Origin of the sequence: Chryseobacterium sp. YR221 (assembly GCF_900176315.1) — a bacterium.
GTDB classification, from domain to species: domain Bacteria; phylum Bacteroidota; class Bacteroidia; order Flavobacteriales; family Weeksellaceae; genus Chryseobacterium; species Chryseobacterium rhizosphaerae.
The window spans coordinates 163,212-190,160 of the sequence record NZ_FWXM01000006.1 but is presented as its reverse complement, the minus strand read 5'-3'; the positions used below and the strand labels follow the sequence as shown (position 1 = coordinate 190,160).

At 36.6% G+C, this 26,949-nt stretch carries 25 protein-coding genes and 2 tRNA genes; 19 read left to right on the top strand and 8 right to left on the bottom strand.

Translation table 11 applies throughout. The features are described 5' to 3' along the window. Positions 1-81: 81 nt before the first annotated feature. Both B8967_RS17950 and B8967_RS17945 read right to left on the bottom strand, forming a co-directional pair. A complete protein-coding gene (locus B8967_RS17950) occupies positions 82-1,305 on the bottom strand; it encodes a 3'-5' exonuclease (RefSeq protein WP_084086959.1) in 1,224 nt (407 codons plus the stop codon). Positions 1,306-1,437: 132 nt separating this feature from the next. Beyond that, a complete protein-coding gene (locus B8967_RS17945; RefSeq protein ID WP_047491993.1) occupies positions 1,438-2,964 on the bottom strand; it encodes a helicase HerA-like domain-containing protein in 1,527 nt (508 codons plus the stop codon). Positions 2,965-3,098: 134 nt separating this feature from the next. Between B8967_RS17945 and B8967_RS17940 the strand changes: the two genes are divergently transcribed. The 4 genes from B8967_RS17940 (at position 3,099) to B8967_RS17925 (ending at position 6,733) form a co-directional block, all read left to right on the top strand. Continuing rightward, positions 3,099-4,172 carry a hypothetical protein gene (locus tag B8967_RS17940; RefSeq protein WP_084086958.1) on the top strand — a complete coding sequence of 358 codons (1,074 nt, stop codon included), beginning with the start codon at positions 3,099-3,101 and terminating at the stop codon, positions 4,170-4,172. 455 nt (positions 4,173-4,627) lie between these two features. After that, positions 4,628-6,037, top strand: a complete 1,410-nt coding sequence (locus B8967_RS17935) for an MBL fold metallo-hydrolase (RefSeq protein ID WP_084086957.1) — start codon at positions 4,628-4,630, stop codon at positions 6,035-6,037. A 4-nt stretch (positions 6,038-6,041) separates the two neighbouring features. After that, a complete protein-coding gene (locus tag B8967_RS17930) occupies positions 6,042-6,413 on the top strand; it encodes a rhodanese-like domain-containing protein (RefSeq protein ID WP_084086956.1) in 372 nt (123 codons plus the stop codon). Positions 6,414-6,433: 20 nt separating this feature from the next. Further along, a complete protein-coding gene (locus B8967_RS17925; RefSeq protein ID WP_047491938.1) occupies positions 6,434-6,733 on the top strand; it encodes a thioredoxin family protein in 300 nt (99 codons plus the stop codon). A 60-nt stretch (positions 6,734-6,793) separates the two neighbouring features. Here the strand turns inward: B8967_RS17925 and B8967_RS17920 are convergent, their stop codons facing one another. Then, complete coding sequence (locus B8967_RS17920) at positions 6,794-7,546, bottom strand: nitrilase-related carbon-nitrogen hydrolase (RefSeq protein ID WP_084086955.1); 753 nt, start codon at positions 7,544-7,546, stop codon at positions 6,794-6,796. Positions 7,547-7,791: 245 nt separating this feature from the next. On the opposite strand from B8967_RS17920, the gene B8967_RS17915 reads away from it, so the two are divergent. The 6 genes from B8967_RS17915 to B8967_RS17890 all read left to right on the top strand — a co-directional run bounded on the left by B8967_RS17915 (position 7,792) and on the right by B8967_RS17890 (position 13,833). Then, a complete protein-coding gene (locus B8967_RS17915) occupies positions 7,792-8,232 on the top strand; it encodes a DUF6646 family protein (protein WP_047491944.1) in 441 nt (146 codons plus the stop codon). Between the two features lie 105 nt (positions 8,233-8,337). Then, positions 8,338-9,819 carry an RIP metalloprotease RseP gene (rseP, locus tag B8967_RS17910; protein WP_084086954.1) on the top strand — a complete coding sequence of 494 codons (1,482 nt, stop codon included), beginning with the start codon at positions 8,338-8,340 and terminating at the stop codon, positions 9,817-9,819. 81 nt (positions 9,820-9,900) lie between these two features. Beyond that, a tRNA-Asn gene (locus B8967_RS17905) sits at positions 9,901-9,977 on the top strand. Positions 9,978-10,060: 83 nt separating this feature from the next. Next, positions 10,061-10,780 carry an AAA family ATPase gene (locus B8967_RS17900; protein ID WP_084086953.1) on the top strand — a complete coding sequence of 240 codons (720 nt, stop codon included), beginning with the start codon at positions 10,061-10,063 and terminating at the stop codon, positions 10,778-10,780. Positions 10,781-10,916: 136 nt separating this feature from the next. Next, positions 10,917-10,990 (top strand) — tRNA-Asn (locus tag B8967_RS17895). 317 nt (positions 10,991-11,307) lie between these two features. Further along, complete coding sequence (locus B8967_RS17890) at positions 11,308-13,833, top strand: DUF5686 family protein (RefSeq protein ID WP_228406246.1); 2,526 nt, start codon at positions 11,308-11,310, stop codon at positions 13,831-13,833. Positions 13,834-13,952: 119 nt separating this feature from the next. Here the strand turns inward: B8967_RS17890 and B8967_RS22340 are convergent, their stop codons facing one another. The 5 genes from B8967_RS22340 to rplU form a co-directional block, all read right to left on the bottom strand. Next, complete coding sequence (locus B8967_RS22340) at positions 13,953-14,126, bottom strand: bacteriocin-like protein (protein WP_143330553.1); 174 nt, start codon at positions 14,124-14,126, stop codon at positions 13,953-13,955. 45 nt (positions 14,127-14,171) lie between these two features. Further along, positions 14,172-14,336 carry a bacteriocin-like protein gene (locus B8967_RS22785; protein WP_410493789.1) on the bottom strand — a complete coding sequence of 55 codons (165 nt, stop codon included), beginning with the start codon at positions 14,334-14,336 and terminating at the stop codon, positions 14,172-14,174. 22 nt (positions 14,337-14,358) lie between these two features. Next, positions 14,359-14,526 carry a bacteriocin-like protein gene (locus tag B8967_RS22585; RefSeq protein ID WP_156126056.1) on the bottom strand — a complete coding sequence of 56 codons (168 nt, stop codon included), beginning with the start codon at positions 14,524-14,526 and terminating at the stop codon, positions 14,359-14,361. Between the two features lie 235 nt (positions 14,527-14,761). After that, positions 14,762-15,019, bottom strand: coding sequence for a 50S ribosomal protein L27 (rpmA, locus tag B8967_RS17885; RefSeq protein WP_047489604.1), 258 nt, complete (start codon positions 15,017-15,019; stop codon positions 14,762-14,764). Positions 15,020-15,031: 12 nt separating this feature from the next. Continuing rightward, complete coding sequence (gene rplU, locus B8967_RS17880) at positions 15,032-15,607, bottom strand: 50S ribosomal protein L21 (protein ID WP_084086952.1); 576 nt, start codon at positions 15,605-15,607, stop codon at positions 15,032-15,034. A gap of 185 nt (positions 15,608-15,792) precedes the next feature. Between rplU and B8967_RS17875 the strand changes: the two genes are divergently transcribed. From B8967_RS17875 to B8967_RS17835, 9 genes are all read left to right on the top strand, one after another. After that, positions 15,793-16,677: a neutral zinc metallopeptidase gene (locus B8967_RS17875; protein WP_084086951.1), complete on the top strand. Its 885-nt coding sequence runs from the start codon at positions 15,793-15,795 to the stop codon at positions 16,675-16,677. Positions 16,678-16,858: 181 nt separating this feature from the next. Next, on the top strand, positions 16,859-17,749 hold the full coding sequence (locus B8967_RS17870; protein WP_084086950.1) for a neutral zinc metallopeptidase: 891 nt from the start codon (positions 16,859-16,861) through the stop codon (positions 17,747-17,749). A gap of 115 nt (positions 17,750-17,864) precedes the next feature. Beyond that, complete coding sequence (locus B8967_RS17865) at positions 17,865-18,953, top strand: acyltransferase family protein (protein ID WP_084086949.1); 1,089 nt, start codon at positions 17,865-17,867, stop codon at positions 18,951-18,953. Between the two features lie 74 nt (positions 18,954-19,027). After that, positions 19,028-19,606, top strand: a complete 579-nt coding sequence (locus B8967_RS17860) for a MiaE family protein (RefSeq protein WP_047489616.1) — start codon at positions 19,028-19,030, stop codon at positions 19,604-19,606. A gap of 32 nt (positions 19,607-19,638) precedes the next feature. Next, the gene (locus tag B8967_RS17855) at positions 19,639-20,256 is read left to right on the top strand and encodes a DUF502 domain-containing protein (RefSeq protein WP_084086948.1); all 618 of its coding nucleotides are present in this window, start codon (positions 19,639-19,641) and stop codon (positions 20,254-20,256) included. Between the two features lie 92 nt (positions 20,257-20,348). Then, entirely contained in the window at positions 20,349-21,725 is a 1,377-nt protein-coding gene (locus B8967_RS17850) for a tryptophanase (protein WP_084086947.1), read from the top strand. Positions 21,726-21,973: 248 nt separating this feature from the next. Continuing rightward, entirely contained in the window at positions 21,974-23,047 is a 1,074-nt protein-coding gene (locus tag B8967_RS17845) for an FAD-dependent oxidoreductase (protein WP_084086946.1), read from the top strand. Positions 23,048-23,051: 4 nt separating this feature from the next. Beyond that, the gene (locus B8967_RS17840; RefSeq protein ID WP_084086945.1) at positions 23,052-24,209 is read left to right on the top strand and encodes a pyridoxal phosphate-dependent aminotransferase; all 1,158 of its coding nucleotides are present in this window, start codon (positions 23,052-23,054) and stop codon (positions 24,207-24,209) included. Positions 24,210-24,371: 162 nt separating this feature from the next. Beyond that, positions 24,372-26,810, top strand: coding sequence for a TonB-dependent receptor plug domain-containing protein (locus B8967_RS17835; RefSeq protein WP_084086944.1), 2,439 nt, complete (start codon positions 24,372-24,374; stop codon positions 26,808-26,810). Positions 26,811-26,949 lie beyond the last annotated feature (139 nt).

Sequence of the window (26,949 nt, the reverse complement as noted above, 5' to 3'; positions counted from 1 at the left end):
CTATTTATTTTTTACTTTTAAGAAAATTGATTTGAAAAGCACTTTCTTTCCGACGAAATCTGTAAAGTGCAAATTCTTCTATTATTTTGGTAATGGCAATGTTTCAAAATCGCCACGAAGCAGTGCCAGCTGTAACTCATTAATCAAATCACCCGCAGGTAAAGGAAGATCAATTTTCAGCTTAGCAAGCTTGCTTAAGGTTTGTATCTGCGTAAACAGTTCATAAAAACCAAATGATATCACCTTTCCGTTTTCAATGATTAAAAATAACTTTTCACCCAATTTTCTTCCGGACCCCAACCACAGTTCATTTCTTTTTCTGAAGTCTATTTTTTGTTTCAGAACGGCAGAGTCTTTATATTCAGGTAATGCTCCGAGAAACTGAACAGCCTTCGTTCCCTGGGTAAAAGATCTGAATTTTAAAATCGGTTTTTCAGTTTTATTAAGGTTGTTTTTTTCAACAACATATTTATTATTTCTGGAATAAAGCCCAAAAGGTAAGACTTCCTTCTTCTTAACATTCTTAGAATTCAGAATGAGCTTGGCAATAATATCCGTTCCTGTAAGTTCAAAATTGATCTGCCCTACGTTATTCTGAACCTGTTCCCATTTTTTAGATTTGGAATTGAAAACTTTTTTTGAAAATTTATTGATATCCTGAACATAATCTGAGAAAATAATCTTCCCGGCTTCATTCTGGAAATAAATAAATCCTTTTTCATTTGGCAGATCCTGGGTCAGCTCTTTGATCTTATTGATATAAGTTTTGGCATTGGACTCTTCATGTTGTTTCTGGATGATTTCGTTTTCGATATCTTTTGATACTAAAAGCCTGAAGAGTTCCAAGGTCGCTCTTGCATCGCCCTCAGCTCTGTGATGATTGGTCAAAGGAATCCCTAATGATTTCACTAATTTCCCTAACGAGTAACTTACCTCATCGGGAATGAGTTTTTTAGCCAGCGGAATGGTATCTAATGTATTGATTTTAAAATCATAGCCAAGCCTTTTAAAAGACTGGCGGAGCATCCGGTAATCGAAATCAATATTATGCCCAACCAGGGTGGTATTTTGAGTTATTTCTATAACTCTTTTGGCTATTTCATGAAATTTCGGTGCCGTTTTGACCATTTTTGGGGTAATACTGGTCAGTTTCTGTACAAAAGGTGTGATATCACTTTCGGGGTTTACAAGAGATATAAACTGGTCCGTAATTTTCTGACCATCATATCTGTAGATGGCAATATCTATAATGCATTCATTTCTATAACCTGCACCATTACTTTCTATATCTATAATCGAATACATTTATTTCCCGTTAACTGATATTTTAATTAAATTAATAATCCCGTGGTCCTGATATTTTCTTCGTCAATCAAGATAACCTGCTAAAGTAACGAAAAATATATCAAAAACATAACAGGCCATCTTTCTTTTCAACTATCTTCTTCGACCTCCGAGTCCAAACATTCCAAGAATAGCTTTTGCCCCTTCTCTCATTAAGGTTGTGGTAAAAGTTCTTCCTGCTTTGCTTTGCAACACCTGTTCAAACATCCCCGGTTCTTCTTTTACCGGTTTTGTTCGTTGATTGGATGCAGGATTCTGGGCAGCCTGTTCCATTCTGTTCGTCAGCATTTCATAGGCGGACTCTCTGTCTACAGCCTCTTCATACTTGGCTACTAAAGCAGATTTCGATGTAAGCTCGGAAATTTCAGCATCGCTCAGAACATCCATCCTTGATTCCGGAGAAATCAGGTAAGTATGTACCAATGGTGTAGGAATCCCTTTTTCGTCCAAAGCCGTTACAAATGCTTCTCCAATTCCTAAATTCTGAATCAGACTTGAAGCATTATAAAATTCCGTGGTCGGATAATTTTCAACTGCTTTTGTGATCTCTTTTTTATCTTTTGCGGTAAAACCTCTGAGTGCATGCTGTATTTTCAGTCCTAATTGTGACAATACATTTTCAGGAACATCACCAGGAATCTGCGTGATAAAATAAATTCCCACCCCTTTTGATCGGATCAGTTTCACCATGGTTTCAATCTGTGATAAAAGAGCTTTTGAGGCTTCATCAAAAATAAGGTGCGCTTCATCAATAAACAGCACTAATTTTGGTTTTCCACTATCCCCTTCTTCTGGGAATGTCATATATATTTCTGCAAAAAGCGAAAGCATAAACGTGGAGAACAACTGTGGTTTACTTTGTATTTCAGCCACTCTTAAAATATTCACGACCCCTTTTCCGTCTCTTGTTTCAAGTAAATCCTGAACATCAAAACTTAATTCCCCAAAAAAGCTGGAAGCTCCCTGCTGCTCCAACGCCACAATAGACCTGAGAATGGCACCTAAGGAAGCCGGGGCTATTGATCCGTAATTGGCAGCAAGCTCCGCCTTTCCCTGAGCATTATCCGTCACATACTGCAATACTTTCTTTAAGTCATTCAGATCAATTAACGGAAGGCCTTTATCATCACAATATTTAAAAACAATAGACATAATACTCTGCTGAGTATCATTCAATTCTAATATTTTACTCAGAAGAACCGGTCCGAATTCTGTAACCGTAGCTCTCAGTTTCACTCCTTTACCTCCTGAAATGCTCATCAGCTCTACCGGAAACCCCTGAGGATTATAAGGCAGTTGTGTTTTAGCATATCTCTCTTCGATAATAGCATTCATCTGACCTGCTTCAGCTATTCCTGAAAAGTCACCTTTAATATCCAAAACAAGTGAGGGGATTCCTGCATGAGAAAGCTGTTCTGCAAAAACCTGCAGAGTTTTTGTTTTACCGGTTCCTGTGGCTCCGGCAATAAGACCATGACGGTTGATTGTTTTTAAGGGAATAGTCACATTAACTTCCGGAACAACTTCTCCGTCCAACATTCCCTTTCCCAGTATAATATGATCCCCTTTCGGAGTATATCTAGCATTTAATTCTTCTGTAAATTGTGTTTTGTCTGCCATCTGATCGCTTTTTAAACTTATAAATATAAAAGTTTTTGTAAAATATTTAATCATTAAGAAAATATTATACCATTAATTTTTGTTTTTACTTTCAGCAGATTAATGCTTATCTTACTTTTTAAAATGAACATCAGATGTATGTAAACAAAATCCTTTGCAGGAAGAACTTATTAATTCTCTTCTCTTTTTTATTCACAACCCTTTTTTCCCAACCTCGGAAACAACCTGTAGATCTATTGATCAAAGGTGATTTCACTCATCAAGCCACTTCAGTGATTTTCCCTCCACTGTGGTCAGGGTTCCAAAGAGAGGCCATTTATTCTTATGATATGCAGAATAAGCATGTAGCCATAAGCTATATACAGCAAAGCACAAAAAAGAACAAGACTATACTCACGCTGTATATTTATCCCAGAAAATCAATTGACAACCAATCGCTTAGAGATGAGTTTTCTTCATATGAATATGCCCTTAATCAGAATTCCAATAAAGGTACAGATATAAAACCTTCATTTGGAAATGCTTCCAATGACCAGATAAAAGTAAATTATATTTATTCCATATTCAATCACTCAATGGGTGAACGCGATTTTTTCAAAGGGGTAAAGTATACTGATAAAATGTCTCTTCTTTCTATTTATGAATGTGGAGGATGGAATTTTAAGATCAGAATATCTAGTGATGATATGACCCAGGGTCAGCTGGCTGAATTAAAAGATAAAACTGAAGGATATTTTGGCCTCCTGGATATCGCTTCTAAAAAACCTCTGCCGATCGATCAGACCCCGGACATCATTCTGTCTCCCGTTGTGAAGAGAGATTCTATGATGATGTACTCCACAATCGCTGCAGCTAAGGCTAAAATAGAATGGTTAGGAAACCACTCTGAAAAAAAAGAACTTCTGACAGGGTTTAATGATATGAAAATTGATTCTGAGGTCTATGCCATTGAGAAAATGATAGCATTCTATAAAGCCCATGAAAAAGATTGGCCCCTGCACGAGGACACAAAAAAATATTTTACTCAAATGATCACCATAGCCGACAACCAAAAAATTAAAGATCATATCTATGATAAGTATAACAGATTGATTAATTATGAGGAAGGAGAGGCCAGAAAAGATGAGTATATCCAATTCAAAACAGATAAAAATATTTCAGAAAACACCAATGAAATTGTATACAAAATATATTATAAACTGGAATAGATAACAAGTCCGTTTAAACTTAACCATAAAAGTCATAAAAAATTTTTAAACACTTAAGCTATTTAAGTTATATACTTTGTGTATAAAAAGTACACTAAAGTTTTGCTGAAAATCAAAGATTTTCATCTTATGTGAACTTAATTATGTGGTATTCCTTTAAACTTTCTAAAGTGTTTAAAAAAACAAAAAATTTGTGGTTTTTGACTAAGTCGAATCTTCAATTTGCGGTTGAGTAAAAAAGTTTAAACAGCTTTATATCTTAAGTTTTATTACAAGAACATGATAAAAAACAGCATTTAAAAATTAACATTCTCTAAGGCATTATTTTTGTTGAAAGGAAAGGGATCTAAGTATTTACCGTGTTATTGTATTGAAAGAAACTATTATTCAGATTTAACATTTCGTTTACAATTCATCTAATACTTTGTATCTTTAACTCATTAAAAAAATACCCAATGAAAATTGAACAAATATATACGGGCTGTCTGGCTCAGGGTGCCTATTATATTGTATCAGAAAATGAAGCTGCCATTATAGATCCGCTAAGAGAGGTAAAACCTTATCTGGATCGCTTGGAAAAAGACAATGTCACCTTAAAATATATTTTTGAAACCCACTTTCACGCTGATTTTGTTTCAGGTCATTTAGACTTAAGTGAAAAGACGGGTGCTCCAATTATTTACGGACCAACTGCCGCTCCTGAATTTGAAGCTATCATTGCGGAAGACAACCAAATTTTTGAAATCGGAAAAATAAAAATAAAAGTACTGCACACCCCAGGTCATACAATGGAAAGCAGCACTTATCTTTTGATTGACGAAAATGGTACTGAAACTGCAATTTTCACTGGAGACACCCTATTTTTAGGTGATGTGGGAAGACCGGATCTTGCCCAAAAGGCAACCAACCTCACTCAGGAAGATCTTGCCGGTATTTTATACGACAGCCTTCAAAGCAAAATTATGCCACTGGATGACAGCATCACTGTTTATCCTGCACACGGTGCCGGCTCTGCGTGTGGAAAAAACATGCAAAAGGAAACGGTAGATATTCTGGGAAATCAGAAAAGAACCAATTATGCACTGAACCAGCCCGATAAAGAATCTTTTATCAGGGAAGTTCTGGATGGGTTAACGGCTCCTCCAAAATATTTCGGGATGAATGTAGCTATGAACAAAGGCGGATATGAAAGTCTTGACGTTGTGATGGACAAAGGGTTAACGCCTGTTTCCGCAGAAGATTTTGAGGCTTTTGCAGAAGAAACCGGTGCTTTAATTTTAGATACCAGAAGTGCTGCAGAATTCCATAAAGGATTTATTCCAAATTCCATCAATATTGGAATAAAAGGTGACTTTGCTCCATGGGTAGGAACGCTTATCGTGGATGTAAAACATCCTCTGTTGTTGGTAACAGATACTGGAATGGAAGAAGAAGTGATTACCAGATTAAGCCGGGTAGGTTTTGATCATGTTGTAGGCTATTTAAAAGGAGGTTTTGAAGCCTGGAAAAACGCAGGCAGAGAAATTGATGAAATCAAAAGAATTACTCCCACTGAATTTGCAGATCAGTTTACAGAAGAGGCTACCGTTATTGACGTCAGAAAACTGAGTGAATACTCGGCAGAGCATATTGACAATGCTTATAACAAACCATTAGATACCATCAGTGAATGGGCTCGTGGCATCGATGATTCAAAACATTTTTTCCTGCACTGTGCAGGTGGATACAGAAGCATGATTGCCGCCAGCATCCTTAATTCTCACGGGATCAGGAATTTCACAGAAATCGAAGGAGGTTTTAACGGAATCAAAAAGACAGAAAAATTCCCGACAACGGATTTTGTATGTCAGTCCAAAACATTATAAATTCATGAGAATTCAATTTTGGGGACTTATTTTCGCTTCAGCTTTTATCTTAGCTTCCTGCAAAACAACCAATCTTGCAGAGGCTCCAAAAGCCAATATTAAGGAAGTGGTAAACAGTTCGGAAGTAACATTGGTAGATGTAAGAATTCCTGAACAATATGCTGCAGGAACAGCTAAAAACGCCATCAATATTCCTCTGGCTGAAATTCAGAATAATATTGAAACATTAAAAGGCAAAAAAGTAGTGGTATTCTGTAACAAAGGAATGCAGGCAGACCAGGCCATGGAAATTTTAAAGAAAAACGGCGTAGAAGCTTACGACGGAACATCCTGGAAAAATGTAAAAGCAATCCAGAACGAAACTGACAATAAATAATTTGAATAAGCTAAAAAACTATGTCACAAAAATTTCAGGAAATCATAAACTCCGAAAGACCGGTACTTATTGATTTTTTCGCAACCTGGTGTCAGCCTTGTAAGGTACAGTCTTCGGTGCTGAACACTGTAAAAGAGAATATCGGAGAAGGAGCCAGAATTATAAAAATAGATGTGGACCAATATCCGGCAATTGCATCACAATACGGAGTTCGGGGAGTTCCTACACTAGCCATTTTCAAAAATGGCGAGCTTTTATGGAAAGAAAGCGGAGTACATGATGTCAATACCCTGACGACTCTTCTTCAGCAATATATTTAACTAAGGCTAAGATTAAGGTTGAGCTTTTAATCATAATGCTCAACCTCAATCTCAGCTCTCTTACCATTGAATTGAGAAATCATCCCGGTCATTTAAAAACTGGAAGTGTTTTCTAAAATCGGCCAATTCATTCATATCCAATTCTGCAGATACCACATTCCCGTTTTTATGGGAAATTTCTTTGCCATCAGCAAAAAAGCAGTGCGAACTTTCCTGATAAAAGAGATTATTTCCGTCCGTTCCTATTCTGTTTAAACCAAAAACAAAAGACAGATTTTCAATAGCTCTTGCTTTTAAAAGATGTTCCCAGGCCCCTACTCTTTTTTCCGGCCAATTAGCCACATACAAAATAGCGTCATAATCATCATTGTTTCTTGCAAAAACAGGAAAACGGAGATCATAACACACCTGAAGCAGAAATCTGATTCCTTTATAACTGACAATAACCCGTTCTTTTCCGGGAGTATACACTTTATCTTCCCCTGAAAAGGAAAATAAATGTCTTTTATTATAAAACACAGTTTCTCCATCCGGCTGTACAAAGTACATTCTATTATAAAAATGACCATTCTGCTCTACCGGAGCACTTCCGCAGAAAGCCGTATTCTTTTCTTTTGAAATAGTTTTTAAAAACTCCAGAGATTCTTCATTTCTATCCGAAACTTCAGAAGCATCCATACAAAAACCGGTTGAAAACATTTCGGGCAACATAAAAAGATCAGCTTCCTGATGCTGAAGCTCATGTTCTATAGCTTTAAAATTTCCGGTTTTATCTTTCCAGATGATATCTAAATTAAGTCCTACCACTTTCATCTTTAATGTACGTTTAAATTATTACAATCCGATTTATAAAAATACGGCTTTTATATTTACAAACGGATAAAGAGACCGTAGATCGTTTCTTCTTTACCCGCTACGGTCTCTTTCTTAAAACTTTTTATCAAAAGATTGAATTTCTTAATAATTCATAAAGTCTTCTGTTTTTACCAGATTGATGGTTTTCGGTTTCATTTTTGATGCTGATAATTTTTATTAATATCATTAAAAATTAGAAATTTATGAAGAAATTGGTTTTTATGGTGATGGTACTCTTTTTTGGAGTTGCTGCCAATGCTCAGGCTTGGACAGGAAAAGGAGACCAGAAAATTCAGTTGGGTTTAAGTGCCTGGGGATACGGAACAGGTATTACGGGGACTTATGATTATGGACTAAACAAAATGATATCAGTGGGAGCCGGTATCAATGGTTACTTCGACAATTACAAAGATAACGATAAAGACAACCGTGTTTTTGTTTTCGGAAGACTGAATTTTCACTTACAGGAAGCTTTGAATCTTCCTTCCAAATGGGATATTTACCCGGGAGTTGATCTGGGAGTGCTTGGAAAAGACTTCGGAATAGGAGCTCATATTGGGGCACGTTACTTTTTCACAGAAAAAATTGGCGTTTTTGCAGAGGTCGGTAATAATGGAAGTCTTGGAGTTTCGTTCAATTTATAACCAATCGTCTTTAAATATGACAAAGCTTCTCGTTTAGAGGGGCTTTTTTATTTGGCATAGTTTTGATAATTGTTACCTTTGCAAATTAAAATCTAAAATTTATTAATGGAAATAGCAATCAAACTCTTTCAGTTCATTCTGAGTATCTCTATACTGGTAGTTCTTCATGAGCTTGGGCACTTCTTACCGGCCATATGGTTTAAAACAAGAGCCGAAAAATTCTTCCTGTTTTTTGATCCTTACTTTTCAATTTTCTCAATGAAGAAAATCAATGGCCAATGGAAGTATAAATTCTTCTCAAAAAACCTGCCGGATACTGAAGTAACAGAGGTTAACGGAAAGAAGGAAGAAGTTCCTATCGATATATCAAAACTTCCAGACAGTGACTGGAGAAAACATCCTGAGCAGACCAAATACGGAATCGGATGGCTTCCTTTCGGAGGATATGTGAAAATTGCCGGAATGGTAGACGAAAGCATGGATACCGCACAGTTAAAAAAAGATCCGGAATCTTGGGAATTCAGAGCTAAACCAGCCTGGCAGAGACTGATCATTATGCTTGGTGGAGTTACTGTCAACTTTTTCCTTGCATGGATCATATTTTCAGCACTGGTTGGGAAAAATGGAGAAAATATTTTTGAAGCGGATAAAATTACAACCCCACTTCATTATACGGAAGCCGCAAAAAAAATGGGCTTTCAGGATGGGGATAAGATCTTAAAAGTAGACGGAAACGTTCAGAAAGATTTCAAAAAATTAGCACTTGATGTTTTATTGAGTGATGAAATAACTGTTTTAAGAGATGGAAAAGAGGTTACTTTCCCAACCAATGACGACGGAAAGGCTTTTGCATTCCAAGATCCTGAACCTAAAGCATTCTTAACTCCAAGAATGTCTCCTGTTGTGGATACTATTGTAACAAAATCTACTCTGGATGCAGGATTAAAAATCGGTGACAAAATACTTTCTATCAACGGAAAGCCACTTAATTATTATGATGAAGTAAAGCCTTTGGTAGTTCCTAACGCCGGAAAAGTAGCAGATTTTCAAGTCTTGAGAAATAATCAGGTGGAAGATTTAAAAATCCCGGTATCGAAAGAAGGAACAATTGGAATCTTAGCATTCAAAGAAATAGAAAAATATTCTGTTCATAACGATTATAACTTCTTCGGATCAATCAAAAGGGGATTCACACTTACGATTGAGAGTTTAACGTACCAGATTAAGCAGTTCAAATTAATCTTCAATAAAAAGATCAAAGGATACAAGAAAGTAGGCGGACCTATCGCTATTGTAAAAAATATGCCTGTAAATAAAGATGCTACAGGACATGTTTCTATTGATTGGTCAGCATTCTGGGGCTTTACAGCAATGTTCTCCGTATGGTTGGCATTCCTTAACCTTATTCCAATTCCGGGACTTGACGGAGGTCACGTTTTATTTACCCTATATGAGATCATTGTAGGAAAACCTGTTCCACAAAAAGTATTGGAAAATGCTCAAATGGTGGGGGTTATCTTCCTGTTAGGATTAATGGTACTGATATTCGGAAGCGACATTTTTAAAATGCTTACCGGAGGTTTATAATTTTTTTGAGAAAATTTATTAAAAATATTTGCAGGGTATAAATATTCGTCCTATATTTGCACCACTTAAAAACAAGGACATTCCTCCTTAGCTCAGTTGGTTAGAGCATCTGACTGTTAATCAGAGGGTCGCTGGTTCGAGCCCAGCAGGAGGAGCCAAAAAAAGACTTACATTTTGTAAGTCTTTTTTTATTTGCATATATTTTGCTTAGTAGACATTGATATACGTAATTATATAAACAATGCCTTACTTATCCCGGATCTATTTAAAAGACAACCACCCGCAAGACTTCCCTTTTAACCTTCCTTTTTTGAGTAAAGGTTTGGATCTAAGGTTTAAAAACAATGTTACTTTTTTCGTTGGAGAAAACGGCATCGGTAAATCAACCCTGTTGGAAGCTATTGCGGAAAACTGCGATTTCAATGTAGCCGGAGGAAGCCGAAATCATCATTATAATTTCCATAAAACAGAATCTGGGTTATCAGAACACCTCGTACTCTCCTGGAGTACCAAAACGACACAGGGATTCTTCATGAGAGCTGAGAGTTTTTTCAATTTTGCCACTTATATCGATGAAGTAGCTGAAGAAGACAGAAGGGTTTTGGAGGCCTATGGAGGCAAGTCTCTGCACCAGCAATCACATGGTGAAGCTTTCCTATCATTATTCCATAATCACTTTCAAAAAGGAATTTATATCCTTGACGAACCTGAGTCTGCTCTATCACCCCAAAGGCAACTTTCTTTACTCTCCATCATCCACAAATTAGAAAAAGCAGGAAAAGCCCAGTTCATTATTTCAAGCCATTCACCTATCTTGATGAGCTATCCGAATGCTGAAATCTATTTATTAGATGACAAAATTCAACGTATCCCTTACAAAGAAACGGAGCACTATCAGCTGACAAGGAATTTTTTGGAGCATCCGGAGCGATATTTTAAACATTTATTCGAAGATATCTAAGATGAAATTAAAAATAAGTGAAATATTTCTTACTGAAATTCAACATATTTAGTTTAAAACCATCGATAATTGGGGATAAAACTTGACTGATATTAATATTCCTCTTATATTTGCATCACTTAAAAATAAGGAAAATTCCTCCTTAGCTCAGTTGGTTAGAGCATCTGACTGTTAATCAGAGGGTCGCTGGTTCGAGCCCAGCAGGAGGAGCAAAAAGACTTACAGAAATGTAAGTCTTTTTTGATTAATAAATCTTTTGTTTGCTGTTTTCAGCAAATAATAAAGGTCTTCTGCTCATCATTTTCATCTTAGTATAAGTCGTAAATGTTGTGACTTTTCACATCAATTTAATCTCCTGATTCATTACATTTTAAGCTCTTAAAAATCATCTCTGAATCTTAATAATTGCTAGTATTATTTTCGTTACATTTGCAAACTTATAGGGAATAATAATTTTTTCTATTTTTTTCTATTTTTTTTGAATAAACTGCATACTTTTTGTTTGTGATAATTGCTTGAAGAAACGAATGATGTTAAACAATAACCCTAAACACAATTTTTTATTTTTTTTCCTGCTTTTCACCAGCTTTTCGTTGGCTCAAAATAGAGTAAGCGGAAGAATTGTCGATGAAAAAAATAACAAAGAGCTTACTAAAGTTGATATCTTTATCAATAACAGTAAAATCCCGGCACTTACGACAACTTCCGGAAGCTTTGTTATTCAGTCTGACAGTTTAATCAGCACATTAAAATTCTCAAGAAAAAGCTATACGCCTGAAACCCTGGATGTAACTCCTGAAACCTCAGAAAATATCTTGGTACAGCTATCACAGGCACAGGTGAGTAACATCCAGGAGATTGTTATCAATACCGGAAAAACCAAATACAAAAGCAAAAAAGAAAATCCCGCCTATGCCATTATGCAGAAAGTCTGGGCACGCAAAAGAAATAATGGCTTAGAAAAGTTTGATACCTATTCATACAAGGAATATGAGAAAACTCAATTTGACCTTAATAATCTGGATAGCACGTTTATGAAGAAAAAAATCTTCAAAAAACTGGATTTCATTTTTGATTATGCTGATTCTACAGCAAGCGGCAGATTAGGTCTTCCCATCTTTATAAATGAAGCTGTTTATGAAAATTATGGTAAAAATAAGCCTGAAAAAGACAGCAAAAGAACACTTGTCGCCCAAAAGACTTCAGGGTTTCAGGATAATCAGGTAATCACCGTTTCGGCAAAAAACCTGTATCGTGAAATCAATATCTATGACAATACCCTCAATTATTTCGATATAGGATTTCAAAGCCCGGTAGGATCAGATGGATTCAGCACCTATGACTACAGCCTGGTAGATACCATTGCCATTCATGGGGAAAAAGCTTTCCATATAAGATACCAGCCTAAAAGAAAGGATATACTGGCTTTCCAGGGAAATCTCTATATAGACACAGACACCTATGCTGTTATAGGAGCCACCTTAAAATCAACACAAAAAATAAACGTCAATTTTGTCAATAGTGTTTCCACTCAACTGGAATATGACAACCCTGACGAAACCACATTCCTCCCTAAAAAACTGGTTACAGAATTTGAGATAAGTCCTTTTTCCAAGAAAAAAGGATCTAAGAGTATTATCGCTAAAAGATCCGTAGATTATTCAAATTACGAATTCAATAAACCAATTGACCCAACCGTATTCAAGAGAAAAGAAGAGGAATACGAAGACGATTTTGTCAAAAAAGATGATGCTTATTGGACAAAAGCAAGACCTGACACATTATCCAAATCTGAACAGGGGGTGTACAACATGCTTGATCAGCTCCAGCAGACACCAAAATTCAACCATATGGTTAAATTATTTGAAACTCTCGGTTCCCGTCATTATAATGCCTTTAAGGGCGTAGATATTGGTCCTATTTTTTCAATCTATGGAAGAAATGAAGTGGAAGGAGACAGAATAAGACTGGGTGCAAGATCCTATTTCGGATTAAATGATACATGGAGAGTACAGTTTTATACAGCATATGGATTTAAAGATCAACAGATAAAATATGGTGTTGACGCCAGATATATGTTCAATAAGCTTAACAGGTTTATGATAGGAGCCGGAACCAGTAGAGATATTGCTCAGCTGGGAGGACAGTTGACCAGTGGAGACGGCATGACCGGTCCACAATCTACTTCTACATTCTTTGCAAGAGGTGAAAACAATTCCTTAAGCTCCGTCAACCAAACCAGAGTATTTGCAGCCATTGAACCTTGGAAAAACGTACAATTCAGAGTAGATGGGGTAATGCAAAGCATTAAATCTGCTAACCTGGAGCTGTTCAACCTTATGTACTATAAAGACGGAAACTTAAGAAAAACAGTAAATGACTCTCATGTTACCTTCAGCATAATAGCAAAACCGGGAGCAAAATTTTCCCAAACAGGGATTGACCGATATCAGGCCAAAAACCTTGCCCCAACCATTGTATTAAGATATACAAGGGGAATTGAAGGACTCTTCAATGCTGACTTTAATTATGACAAGCTTCAGTTCATGCTTTCCAAGCCATTCCTTATTGGAACTATCGGTAAAACAATTGTTAACTTTGAGGCCGGAAAAAACTTTAATACTGTTCCGCTGGCATTACAGAATATCATTCCCGCCAACCTTTCCTATGGGTTGGTACCTAATACCTTTTCACAGCTTAATTACTACGAATTCGTGGCCGATTCTTACGTCACCCTTAACCTTGAGCATCACTTCAACGGAAAAATACTTTCTTACATTCCATTGATCAAAAAATTAAAGCTTAGAGAGATTGCATTTATAAGAGGTGCCTATGGATCATTAAGCGACGAGTCTAAAGCAATTAACGTAGAAGGATTCAAATACTCAGCGCCCAATGAACATATTTACTTTGAATACGGATTTGGAATTGAGAATATTGGAATTGGAAATCTTAGAATTTTCAGAGTGGATTTCAACTGGCGAGGAAATTATCTTGACAGACCGGATATCTCAAAATTCGGTATTAAAGCAGGATTTCAGGTTGGATTTTAATATCATATAAATAATCCGCGGCTTCAGAGAAGCTGCGGATTATTTTTTCAATTTTACCTAACATTTATGATGCATTGGAAGGCATAGGGCAAAACACCCAAGGCATCTATTGATATTAACTAGTCAAAACATTCTGACAAGGTGCATGGTTCAGAAAGCATACAGTTGGCCTGCTGCCATGAGTTCCATCTGCACCAATCAAAACATGACTGGAATAAAGAAGGGCATGTTGCTGCCACTCCTCCGCTTATTTCCTTTAAACTCTTTTTAGTTAATTTTTTCAAATTTTTCATGTCAATGCCTATTAATGGTTATTAATCATTTATATTGTCAACCTGCTAGCACTCACAAGGTTCTTCATAAGTATTGGTTAAACAATGTACCTTCTGCCATGCACTCCATCCACACCATACACTACAAGAACTTGTTATAGGTGGGCATTTTTCTGCACCTCCCTGAATTATTTTCAAATTCTTCTTTGTTAGTTTTTTGAGATTATTCATATCAATGTGATGGTTATCGCCATTAATTACAAGAGCAAGATTGCTCTACATAGAATATACAACGAAATTTCTCCACCGGAGACAACCCACACCATACATCGCATGATCTGATTGGAGCCTGAGGGCACGATCCCGCTCCACCATTAATTTCTTTAAGGTTCTTCTTTGTTAATTTTCTTAAATTTTTCATGTTAATTAGTTTTTAATTTTTGCCTACTCTATACGCTTTTCGGCTTCCGCAATTAACTTATTGTATGACACTTAACAAATATATAAATATTTCACAAGCAATAGAATATTAATAAAAATATTTTTATTTTCTCCATAAACAAATGGCTCAAGCCTCTTTTCCAGGATAAAAAAGATAAAAAAAGCCTCAGCAAATGAATGCTGAGGCTTAATTTTTTTATAAAACGCTTAACTTATTATGCGTTTGCTTCTACAGATACGAAAGATCTGTTGTTTGCTTTCTTTCTGAAAACTACTTTACCATCTATTAATGCAAACAAAGTGTGATCTTTACCGATTCCCACGTTATCACCTGGGTGGTGCTGAGTACCTCTTTGTCTAACAATAATATTTCCGGCAATAGCTGCTTGTCCTCCGAAAATCTTCACACCTAATCTTTTAGAGTGAGACTCTCTACCGTTCTTGGAACTACCGACTCCTTTCTTGTGTGCCATTTTATTATTGGATTATTTATTAAGTGCTTTAAATTGATCGATATTCTTAATGATAGCAGCATCTACTTCTTCATGAGTAAGAATATTCTTTTCTAATTCAACTTTAACTGCTTTTCCTAAAGTAATTAAAGTTTCTCTGTTCTCTTTAGACTGAGACAAGTTGTTTTTCTTTAAGTGATAGTTCAACTCGTGATCTTCACCAAAGTTAACAGTTGCATGGTCAGAAAGAACCTCTGCTTTCACAGTTTCTTTTTTAGTAGCTTTTTTTGCTCCTCCTTCAAAACCAGTAATACCAGTGATTACGATTTGAGTTAAAGATTGTCTGTGACCATTTTTCACTTTGTAACCTTTTCTTCTTTTCTTTTTGAAAACGATTACTTTATCAGCTTTTACGTGATCTAGGATCTCTGCTTCTACAGTGATTCCGTTTACAGCTGGGGCGCCTACAGTGATTGCTCCGTTTACAGTAAGAAGAACTTTATCGAAAGAAACTTTTCCTCCTTTATCTCCTTTTAAACGGTTTACAAACAACTTCTGGTCTTGCTCAACTTTGTATTGAAGCCCTGCTATTTCTACAATTGCAAACATTGTTTATAAAATTTTTAGTTATTTCGAGGTGCAAATATACAAATAAAAATCTAAACCCCTTACAATCAAAGCAATGTTTTTTTCGCAAATAACCTATTCACTATGTTTTGAATAATTTTTTAGAATAAAGCATTCATATGTAAAAGATAATTTTATATCTTCGTTTAACCAAAACTAATATTTTTATGAAAAAAAACCTTAATTTCTGCTTAGTAGCAGGATTTATTGCTGCGTTTTCATTAACATCATGCAGCGATGACAAAATGGAAGAAACGGTTTCACCGGAACAAGCTTCAAGTGCAAAAATTGATCAGCCGGGCGATCTTGAAAAGATCTGTTATTATGTAGACAATAACTGGAATTCTACTGCAGTATTGAAAACATCTTTACAAAATGCCACAGACACCAACTTCATGAATGCCCAAATGACCAAGATTGCAAGTCTTTGGGGAAGAAGCAACCCTACTCTACGATTTGTAGACGATCCATCCAATTACAATTCTACGTACAATGCCATTTCCTATTCCACAGGAAAAATTTATTATGGCTATGCAATCTATTACGATGCAAAATCAAAAGGCGGAGATATCGTCAATGCTATGATTCTTGCCCATGAGTACGGACACCAGCTTCAGTACATCTTTGGACTCCCTTCTGTTAATGAAAACACAGCAAGACCAAACGAATTGGAAGCAGATGGTTTTGCCGGGTATTATTTAAGAAGACCAAACGGCTACAACAAAACCAATTTTACAGAAATTGCATCAGCCTATGAGTTTGCACAAAGCATAGGTGACTATCAGACCAGTAGTCCTGGACATCATGGAACACCTGCCCAGAGAAGATCTGCTGTACGTTTAGGTTTCCTATTAGGACAATACGATCTTAATGCAGCTAATTTCGACTATAACTTCTTCTATTATTATCAGGGAGTTTTAAACGGCACTTACAAAATGGCTAAAAACACAGTTAATCCTGAAATTGACGCTTATATGAGTCAGTATATTGATGAGCTGAAAAAAATTCAGACAGGAGAAATTTCTGCTGAAGAGTTTAAAAATCTTAAATAGCACAAACATTCATTTTTATCATATTTAAGAAAGGAGGCAGACCATCAGGTTCTGCCTCTTTTTATAGGCCTAAAACCTATAATCAAAAATATATTCACAATTTATTGAATAATTTTAACACATAAAGCATTGATTTATAAAAGATAATTGTATACATTCGTACTGCTTTAAAAAAAACAATATGAAAAAAATCTTTAACACTTGCTTACTAGTAGCAGGTTCATTTGCTGTATTCTCATTGACAGCATGTAGTGATGACAAAATGGAAGAATCCACATCACCGGAAACCCAAACATTAAACGCAAAACTGGACCAACCTAACGAGTTTGAAAAGGCTTGCTCTTTTGTGGATATGAATTGGTCATTTACGGCAATCCTGAAAGCAACTCTCCCCACCGCTGCCGACACAAGTTTCATGAACGCACAAATGATTAACAACGCCAATATGTGGGGCAATACCCCTCCTCCATTAGGCTTTGTAGACGACCCGGTAACTCCTAATTCAACCTACAACGCGCTCTCATATAGAACTGGAAAAATCTATTACGGCTATGCCATCTATAAAGACGCAAAAAGCAAAGGCGGAGATATTGTCAATGCTATGATTCTTGCCCATGAATATGGACACCAACTGCAATATAAATATAATCTACCTACAGTAACAGAATCAACAGCTAGGTCTACCGAATTAGAAGCTGACGGTTTTGCAGGATATTATTTGAGAAGACCAAACGGTTATAACAAAACCAATTTTACAGAAATTGCATCAGCCTACGAGTTTGCACAAAGCATCGGAGATTATCAAACAACAAATCAAAATCATCATGGAACTCCTCCACAACGAAGATCTGCTGTACGTTTAGGATTCCTTTTGGGTGAATATGGCCTTTCCGCAGCAGAATTTGATTATAATTTCTTCTATTATTATCAGGGTGTTTTAGACGGTACATACAAAATGGCTAAAAACACAGTTAATCCTGAAATTGATGCTTATATGAGTCAATATATAGATGAATTGAGAAAAATTCAGACAGGAGAAATTTCCGCAGAACAATTTAAAAACCTTAAATAAACAGAAGCAATCATTTTTATCATATTTAAGAAAAGAGGCAGCATATTCTGCCTCTTTTTTATTGACTTGAAAAATAGCGTAAGTTTATTTACTTTTGACTCCACATCCTACAACAATGAACAGAGACCTTTATATTGATTTTGCCAAAGGGCTGGCAACTCTTTCTATTATATTTATCCATACCGCTTTCTGGTCCGGCCAATTTTATATTCCGGCAGAAGTACGGGTATTTTCTCTTGTCTTTGATGTAGCGCTTTTTTACGCATTAAGCGGGATTACTTCAGGAGCGAATATTGAAAAAACATTACACAGGCTGCTGAAACTACAGATCACCTATATGATTTTTGTAACATTCCTTTTCTTTATGGATTATTTCTTTAAAGTCTTTGGGCTCAGTTTCTTTTCCCTGGAATGGCTTCAGCATTTTTATTCAACATTCGGTTCAAAATATGCTACAACCAGTATTTCCACAACACCCCAGTGGCAGAATCTCGGGAACTGGTATCTTCACCAATATACCAATGCCGATACCTTTCCGGTAGTAATGGGAAGTTTCTGGTACCTCAAGGTTTACTTTATCCTGACTGTTTTTGGCGTTTTAATTTTAAGATTTTTCCCAAAACATATCAATTGGTTTATAGGGATTTGTGTTGCCTTAACCATAATATTCAATATTTTCCCTGAATATTATCCTACAGGTCAGGTGGGCTATGTAGCCTTCTATCTGGCTGTATTTTTAGCAGGCAACAGAATGCGTGGAAAAAAAATTCCGGGAAAACTAATTCCCGTTTTATATCTTCTTGTTGCCGGTAGCTTATTGTGGATGTTCTGGTATTACGGAGGTGAGATTTTTTACAAAATAAATAAAAACAAATTCCCTCCCAAAGTACCTTATATCATATGGACGCTGTTTTCCCTTGTCACCTTATTTGTTCTTTATAACAGATTAAAGATCACAAAAGAAAATTTCATTACCTATATTGGTAAAAATGCCATTTTCTTCTATTTTGCACAGGGAATCAGCTCATCCCTGGTTTATTTCCTGGTAGTTCCTTTACAAGAAAACATGCCTTGGTGGGTACTGATGTTGCTTATCTATTTTATCAATATTATATTAGCCTTTATTATTTCTGCGGGATTAAAAAAGGTAGATACTTCAGGGTGGAATATTTTGGAATTCCTAAGGAGAAAGACCGCATCTTAGCATTTTAGAGGTTAATTTGAAATAAAATAATCATTCTTACCTCAATTTGTCTTAATTTTACAAAAATTTATAACATGTTTAAGTTGAAACTTCCTACCGATCCCAGGTGGGCAAATATTGCGGAAGGAAACATTGAAGAAATTTTGACCGATCATGCATGGTGTGAGCAAAAAGCAGCTACCAATGCCATTACACTGATCACAATGCTTCCGGAATATCCCGAAATGGTTACAGAGCTTCTGGCTATTGCCCAGGAAGAACTGGATCATTTTAATCAGGTTCATGAAATCATTAAAAAAAGAGGCTATACTTTCGGGAGAGCCAGAAAAGATGATTATGTCAACCAATTAGCAAAATTTATTGTTCAAGGATCCAGAGACGAGCTCATTATAGATAAATTGCTTTTTGCAGCAATGATTGAAGCCAGGAGTTGTGAAAGATTTAAAGTACTCACAGAAAACATTAAAGATGAAGAACTTAAAGTTTTCTATAGAGAGCTCATGATATCTGAAGCCAACCATTATACTTCATTTATTGGTTTTGCAAGACAGCTTGGAGATCCGGAAACAGTAAACAGACGCTGGGAAGAATGGTTGGAATATGAAGCTGACATCATTAAATCCTATGGAAATAAAGAAACCATCCACGGGTAAAATTAAAAAAATAATAGAGTAAAGACGATACATTGAAGAAACCTAGCTTTGAAAATATTGCTAACATTTTTCTGAAAAATTTTTTTCAGGGACTGGTTATTATTGGCCCTATCGGGCTTACTATTTTTGTGATCTGGTATGTGGTGAGTGCTATTGACAATCTTGTTCCGTCGCTCGCCAAACAAATCCCAGGGCTTGTTTTTGTTTCAATTATATTATTTACGGCTATTCTAGGCTATTTAGGAAATAAATTCGTGGTAGGAAGGTTCTTCTTTGACACCATGGACAGTTTACTGGAGAAAACTCCAGGTGTAAAACACATTTACACCCCCACAAAAGATGTTATGTCTTCATTTGTGGGCGATAAGAAAAAATTCAACGATCCTGTGTGGGTGAAAACCAACGAAAATCCTGAAATATGGAGAATTGGCTTTCTAACCCAAAAAGAAATGTCAGACGTTGATAAGCATAACTATGTTGCAGTATATCTTCCCCACTCGTATGCTATTTCGGGATGGGTAATTGTGACTGAGGAAAAAAACATCAAACCTGTAGTAGGAATGAATGCAGCTTCAGCAATGAAGTTTGCAGTAAGTGGCGGTGTAGCCGGGTTCCACTCTGATGAAAATATATTTAAAGCCCCTGAGTAATCCCCTACTCTTCTTTACGTATACATTGATGAATTTGAAATTATTTTCGAAGCAATTTTCTCTATAAACAATTTAAAAACATACTATAGCACATGAATTTACCCTACGCGGAACCTTTCCGCATTAAAATGGTGGAAGAAATCCGCCAATCCACCAGAGAAGAAAGAGAGCAATGGCTTAAAGAAGCAAATTATAACCTTTTCAACCTAAAGTCATCACAGGTTTTCATCGATCTTTTGACAGATTCCGGAACCGGAGCCATGTCAGACAGGCAATGGGGAGCCCTGATGACCGGAGATGAAAGCTATGCCGGATCACGCTCTTTTGAGCAACTGCAAAATACGGTTGAAAAAATTACCGGTTTTAAGTATTTACTTCCGACACACCAGGGAAGAGCTGCAGAAAATGTACTTTTTTCGGTATTGGTAAAAGAAGGAGATGTAGTACCTGGAAATTCTCATTTTGATACCACAAAAGGTCATATTGAAATCAGAAAAGCTCACGCTATCGACTGTACTATTGACGAAGCTTTTGAAATTAATGACCTTCACCCTTTTAAAGGAAATATCAACCTTGAAAAACTGGAAGAAGTCTATAAAAGCCATCCTAAGGAAGACATTCCCTTCTGTCTGATTACGATTACCTGTAATTCTTCCGGAGGTCAGCCTGTTTCTTTAGAAAATATGAAGGCTGTAAAACAACTCTCTGACCAATATGGAATTCCTGTATTCTTTGATTCAGCAAGGTTTGCAGAGAATGCTTACTTTATTAAAAAAAGAGAAAAAGGTCAGGAAAACAGAAGTATCAAAGAGATCTGCAGAGAAATTTATTCTTACGGTGACGGAATGACCATGAGCTCCAAGAAGGACGGACTGGTTAACATCGGAGGATTTATCGCTCTGAATAATGAAGAACTTTTTAGAAAGGCTTCAAACTTTACGATTATCTTTGAAGGCTTTATCACGTATGGAGGAATGGCTGGAAGAGATATGGCTGCCCTGGCTGTAGGCCTGGATGAAGCTACTGAATTCGCTTATCTTGAAAGCAGAATTTCTCAGGTTGAATATCTCGGCAACAAACTGATAGAATACGGAATTCCGGTTCAGAAACCTATTGGCGGACATGCTGTATTCATCGATTCATTAAATTTCCTTCCTAATGTTTCCCGTGCAGAATATCCGGCACAGACTTTAGGGCTTGAAATTTACAAAGAAGCAGGGATCAGAACGGTAGAAATCGGCACTTTACTCGCCGACAGAGATCCTCAGACAAGAGAAAACCGCTATCCTAAGCTGGAGTTGGTACGTTTAGCCATCCCTAGAAGAACCTATACCAATAATCATATGGATTATATTGCTGCTGCAGTCAAAAATGTATATGAAAGACGCGAAGAAATAGCAAAAGGATATAAGATTACCTGGGAACCGGAAATTTTACGACATTTTACCGTTCACCTTGAAAAAGCATAAAAACAAAACCGGAAGAAATTCCGGTTTTTTTATTATCCGGATAATTGTCCATTTTTCACATAAACAAATGAAAATGTTTGACTTAAAAGAAATAAAGTATTATGCTTTTCATTTTATTTTTCTCAAATTCAAAATTAAATTACTTTATTTTTCTCAAATCATGAATGTTTTTGATTTACATTTGCACCTATCTAAAAATAGATTGCGAAAAGTAATTAAACACCAACTGAAAAATCCGTTATTCCGAAATGAAGAAAATTGCTGTCGTGGGTGCTGGTATTTCCGGCTTAAGCATGGCGAATTACTTAGAAAAGCACAATATTGATTATCATATTTATGAAAGAAGGAAAAAAGAAGATTTAGCAGGTCACGGATTCCTACTCCCACAAGAGGGAATTGAATATCTTTCACAGATTATAGACCCCAAACTCCTTTTCAACCATGGGAATTTTCTAAAAAAATACATACAATACTCTCACAAAGGAAAAATTCTTGCCGAAAAAGATCTTAATGATGTTTTTGTGATTTCCAGACATGCATTAATCAATATTTTAACTCAAAATATTTCTCCTGACAAAATAACGTATGAAAAAACGTTAACTTATGACGAAAAAGGAAAACTCCAACTTCCTGACGGCACTGATATCGATTCAGACATTGCTATTATTAGTGATGGTTCCAGAAGTCGCATCAGAAGGGAGATTTTTAAGAATGAAAAATTGAGACTTGTAAGAGAAAACGAAATTGTCAACATCATTCAAAACAAAAAAATAGCAGCCTGCATTGAAAACAACTTTATGAAATTCCACCTTGAAGAGGGCGGACTGACATTCGGAATCCTCAAACTTTCTGCAGACTCTATTCTATGGTATTCACAATTTGACAGTGAAAAATACAAGATCAGTGAAGAATGCTCCATGGGCAGTCTTAAAAAATACATGACTGAACTTTTTAAGGACTGGAGCCCTTTAGTCTCATCTATTATCAAAGAATCCAGTTATAAAAACGCCCATTTATGGCAAGTATATGAATTGGAGGAACTTAATCCTTTTTATCAGGATAATGTTGTCTTTATCGGAGATGCCGCACACCCACTCATCCCGTTTACAAGCCAGGGAGTTACCTCAGCACTAAAGGACTCGTTCACTTTGACTAAACACTTAATTGAGGAAGAAAACACAGGTGAGGCCTTCCAAAAATATGAAGCAGAAAGAAAGCCGGAAATTGAAGTCCATATTGCCAACGGAAGGGCTTTACTTAATCAGTTTTTACTTCCGCTAGACCAACATTCTAAAAACATTTTACCAATCTCTTATAAATAAAAATATGTTCACCAATAACGATATCAATTTTGAAGCTCTGAAAAGAAAAGCCTACAACGGAAGATGGGCAACCCTGGAAGATGGAATTATCCCTTTGACCGCAGCGGATCCGGATTTCAGAACAGCTCCTGAAATTGAACAGGGTATCATTGAATACATTAAAGATGGCTATCTGAGCTATGGCCCTTTTTCCGGCCTTCCGGAGTTTAAAAAGAATGTAGCAGAGCATTTCAATACAGAGAAATTTGGAAATTTCACGCCCGAAAACGTGCTTGCCGTTAACAGCGCAGCGCAGGGGATGTTTTTAATTGCCTCCTATGTTCTGAAACCGGGAGAAGAGGCTATTATCCTGGATCCTGTAGATTTTCTATTTAAAAAATCCGTGGAAGCAGTGGGTGGAAAGGTTGTATTGTGCCCTGTAGATACCGTAACCGGAGCTATTGATTTTGAAAAAATGACATCACTGATTACCCCAAAAACAAAACTTATCAGTATATGCAATCCACATAACCCACTCGGAAAGGTATATTCCAAAGAGACGCTAAAAAAGGTTTCTGAAATTGCTTCTGCTCATAACTTATGGGTGATGAGTGATGAGATATGGAGCGATATCGTCTATGACCACAAAGATTTTCACACCTATTCATCCGTCTCAGAAGAAGCAAAGAAAAAAAGTTTTACAGTATATGGATTTTCAAAATCATTTGGTATTGCAGGGCTCAGAATTGGGGCTGTTTTATGCAATGATCAGGATGTCTTTGAAGATTTTGTAGAAAAATCAAATTTCAACTCAACCATAGAAGGGGTTTCTACATTATCACAGATTGCGGCAAGTGTAGCCCTGGAAAAAGCAAAGCCCTGGTACAGGGAATTTTTGACACATTTACAGAATAACAGGGATCTTGCTTTCAAAATATTGAGCACGTCTGAGGTTCTGCAACCTCATCTACCGGAAGCTACTTTTGTTTTATTCCCCCAAATTAAAAACGGAATGTCCAGCGATGAATTTGCCAAACATGTTCTCGATCAAGGTAAAGTAGCCATTGTACCGGGCTCAGAAAGATGGTTCGGAAAAGGAGCGGAAGGACACATCAGGATCTGTTTCTCTACTTCACAAGAAATCCTGGAAGAAGGACTGAATAGAATAATAAAAAGCTTTTAATATTAAAAATATTCATCAAAAATTAATAATAAGTTATTTTTTTTCTAAAACCAATACAGAATTCAATAAATTTAAAATATTCATAACGAATATTCAATTTTAACACTGATTTAAAAATAAAAATTAATAATTTTGAGACAATCACCAACCAAAGTCTCAAATATGAAAATAAAATACATCAGCGTCATTTTTCTTAGTGCTTCTTCATTATCTTATGCTCAGCAAGTACATGATACTATTGCCAAGGAGTCAAAAATAGAGGAAGTTGCCATTACGGGAAGCCGGAATAAAAAAAGAACGGTCATCAACACACCTGTTCCCATAGACGTCATTGACATTAAGCAGGTAAGCCAGGCAACAGGTCAGGTAGAAGTCAACCAGCTGCTGCAGTTTGCCGCACCTTCTTTTAATTCCAATAAACAATCCGGATCGGATGGCGCTGATGCGGTAGACCCTGCTACTTTAAGAGGGTTGGGCCCTGATCAAACCCTGCTATTACTCAATGGAAAAAGATACCATCAGTCTTCGCTAATCAATCTTTTCGGAACCAAAGGAAGGGGAAATACAGGATCTGACATGAATACTATTCCCATTGGGGCTATCAAAAGAATAGAAGTCCTTCGTGACGGAGCTTCGGCACAATATGGCTCGGATGCCATTGCCGGGGTCATCAACGTCATCCTTAACGACCGCGATAAAGGTTTTGAGGGGAATGCTTTTTACGGGATGAATCTTTTTAAAAGTCCCGGAGATAAAGATATTGTATCTGATCATAAGGTAGATGGAATGACCTTTGACTTTAGCGGGAACTTGGGAACAAAAATAGGTTCAAAGGGCGGATTCGGAAACTTTACGGTAGAATTTATCAATAAAGATTACGCCATAAGAAATGCCAATCCGGCTATTTACAATGATCCTCCTGCTCCCAGACAACGTTTTGGAGATGCAAAAGCACAAAATGTATATTTTTTCGGAAATATAGAGCTCCCATTATCTGACGGCCTTACATTCTACTCACGTCAGGGATTCTCACACAGAAATACCAAAGCCTATGCCTGGACAAGAACACCAAATGCCGATGGAAATATTCCCGAAATTTATCCTAATGGTTTTGACCCTATTGAAGATACCAGCATTACAGATTTCACCTTTGACAATGGTCTGAAATTTAAAGTGGCAGACTGGGATGTCGATTTCTATAATGCTTTTGGAAACAATCGTTTTACTTATGATATTAAAAATACGGTAAATGCTACTTTAGGAGCTCAATCTCCCACTAGTTTTGATGCCGGGGGACATTCCTTACTTCAAAATACGACAGGCTTTAATGCCGCTAAACAATTCAAAGTATTGGAGGGGCTTAATATTGCTTTCGGATCTGAATTCAGATATGAAAAATTTGAGATTATTAAAGGTGAAGAAGCATCTTATGCCATGTATGATATTAACGGGAATATTGTAACCCGAACAACTCCGGATGCTCTATTGGTCACAAACCCTTTATCCGGGGCGGTACGGCCTGGAGGATCTCAGGGTTTTCCCGGCTATTCCACTGATATTAGCAAAAGCAGAAATAATTTTGCAGCGTATGTAGACACCGAACTCGACATTACCAAGAAATGGATGATCAGTTTGGCCGGAAGATTTGAAAATTATAATGATTTCGGAAGTACTTTAAACGGTAAATTTGCTACCCGCTATGCTATTACACCACAATTGGCATTCCGGGGATCAGTATCTACAGGCTTTAGAGCTCCTTCTCTGGCACAGAAATATTACAGCCAGCAATTCACCAATTTTCAGGGAGGAAAGCTTGTTACCATTCAATTGGCATCTAACGACAGTGACCTTGCCAACAAAGTAGGAATTGACCAGCTAAAACAGGAAACCTCTCTTAATGGAAGTGCCGGATTTACTTTTAATACCGGAAAATTTACCGCTACAGTAGATGGCTACTACATCAAAGTAAAAAACAGGATTGTTTTGACCGGAAATTTTTCCAGAGACGACCTACCCACTGATGTTCAGGCAGAATACCCTTACATTAATCAGGCGCAGTTTTTTGCAAATGCCATAGATACCAGAACAATGGGTATTGATGTTATTTTGAATTATAATGAAAACATCGGTTCCGGTAAGCTAACCGCTACCCTGGCAGGTAATTATAATAATATGGAAATTACCCAGGTCAATACTTCAGAACAGTTAAAAGGCAAAGAAGACATCTACTTAAGTGCCAGAGAAAAAGGGTTTATTCTAGCCTCTGCCCCTAAAACAAAGATCAATCTAAACCTCAACTATAAAATCAGTAAGTTCAATGCCAATTTACAGCTTGTAAGATTTGATAAAATCACTTTAATCGGTTATGATAATGCTGAGCAGGTTTACAATTCAAAAGTAACTACAGATGTTTCCTTCGGATATGAATTCACCAGCAACCTGAATCTGACATTGGGAAGTAAAAATATTTTCAACAGATATCCTACTCTTCAGCCTACTCAGGTATCATCAGGAAATACAGAATCAGGAGGTATTTTTGATCCGGTTCAAATGGGATTTGCGGGAAGACAGATTTTTGCCCGACTTAATTTTAAGTTTTAACAGCGGTTAAAAGTAAGGATACGGAAGTTAATGAAGAGCTTATAGCCACATACTTGCAACAGCTCCTCACTCATAAGTTCACCTAAAACATTCAGAGCTTTCTGCTTCCGACATACAAACAAACAAAACTCCTGAAACA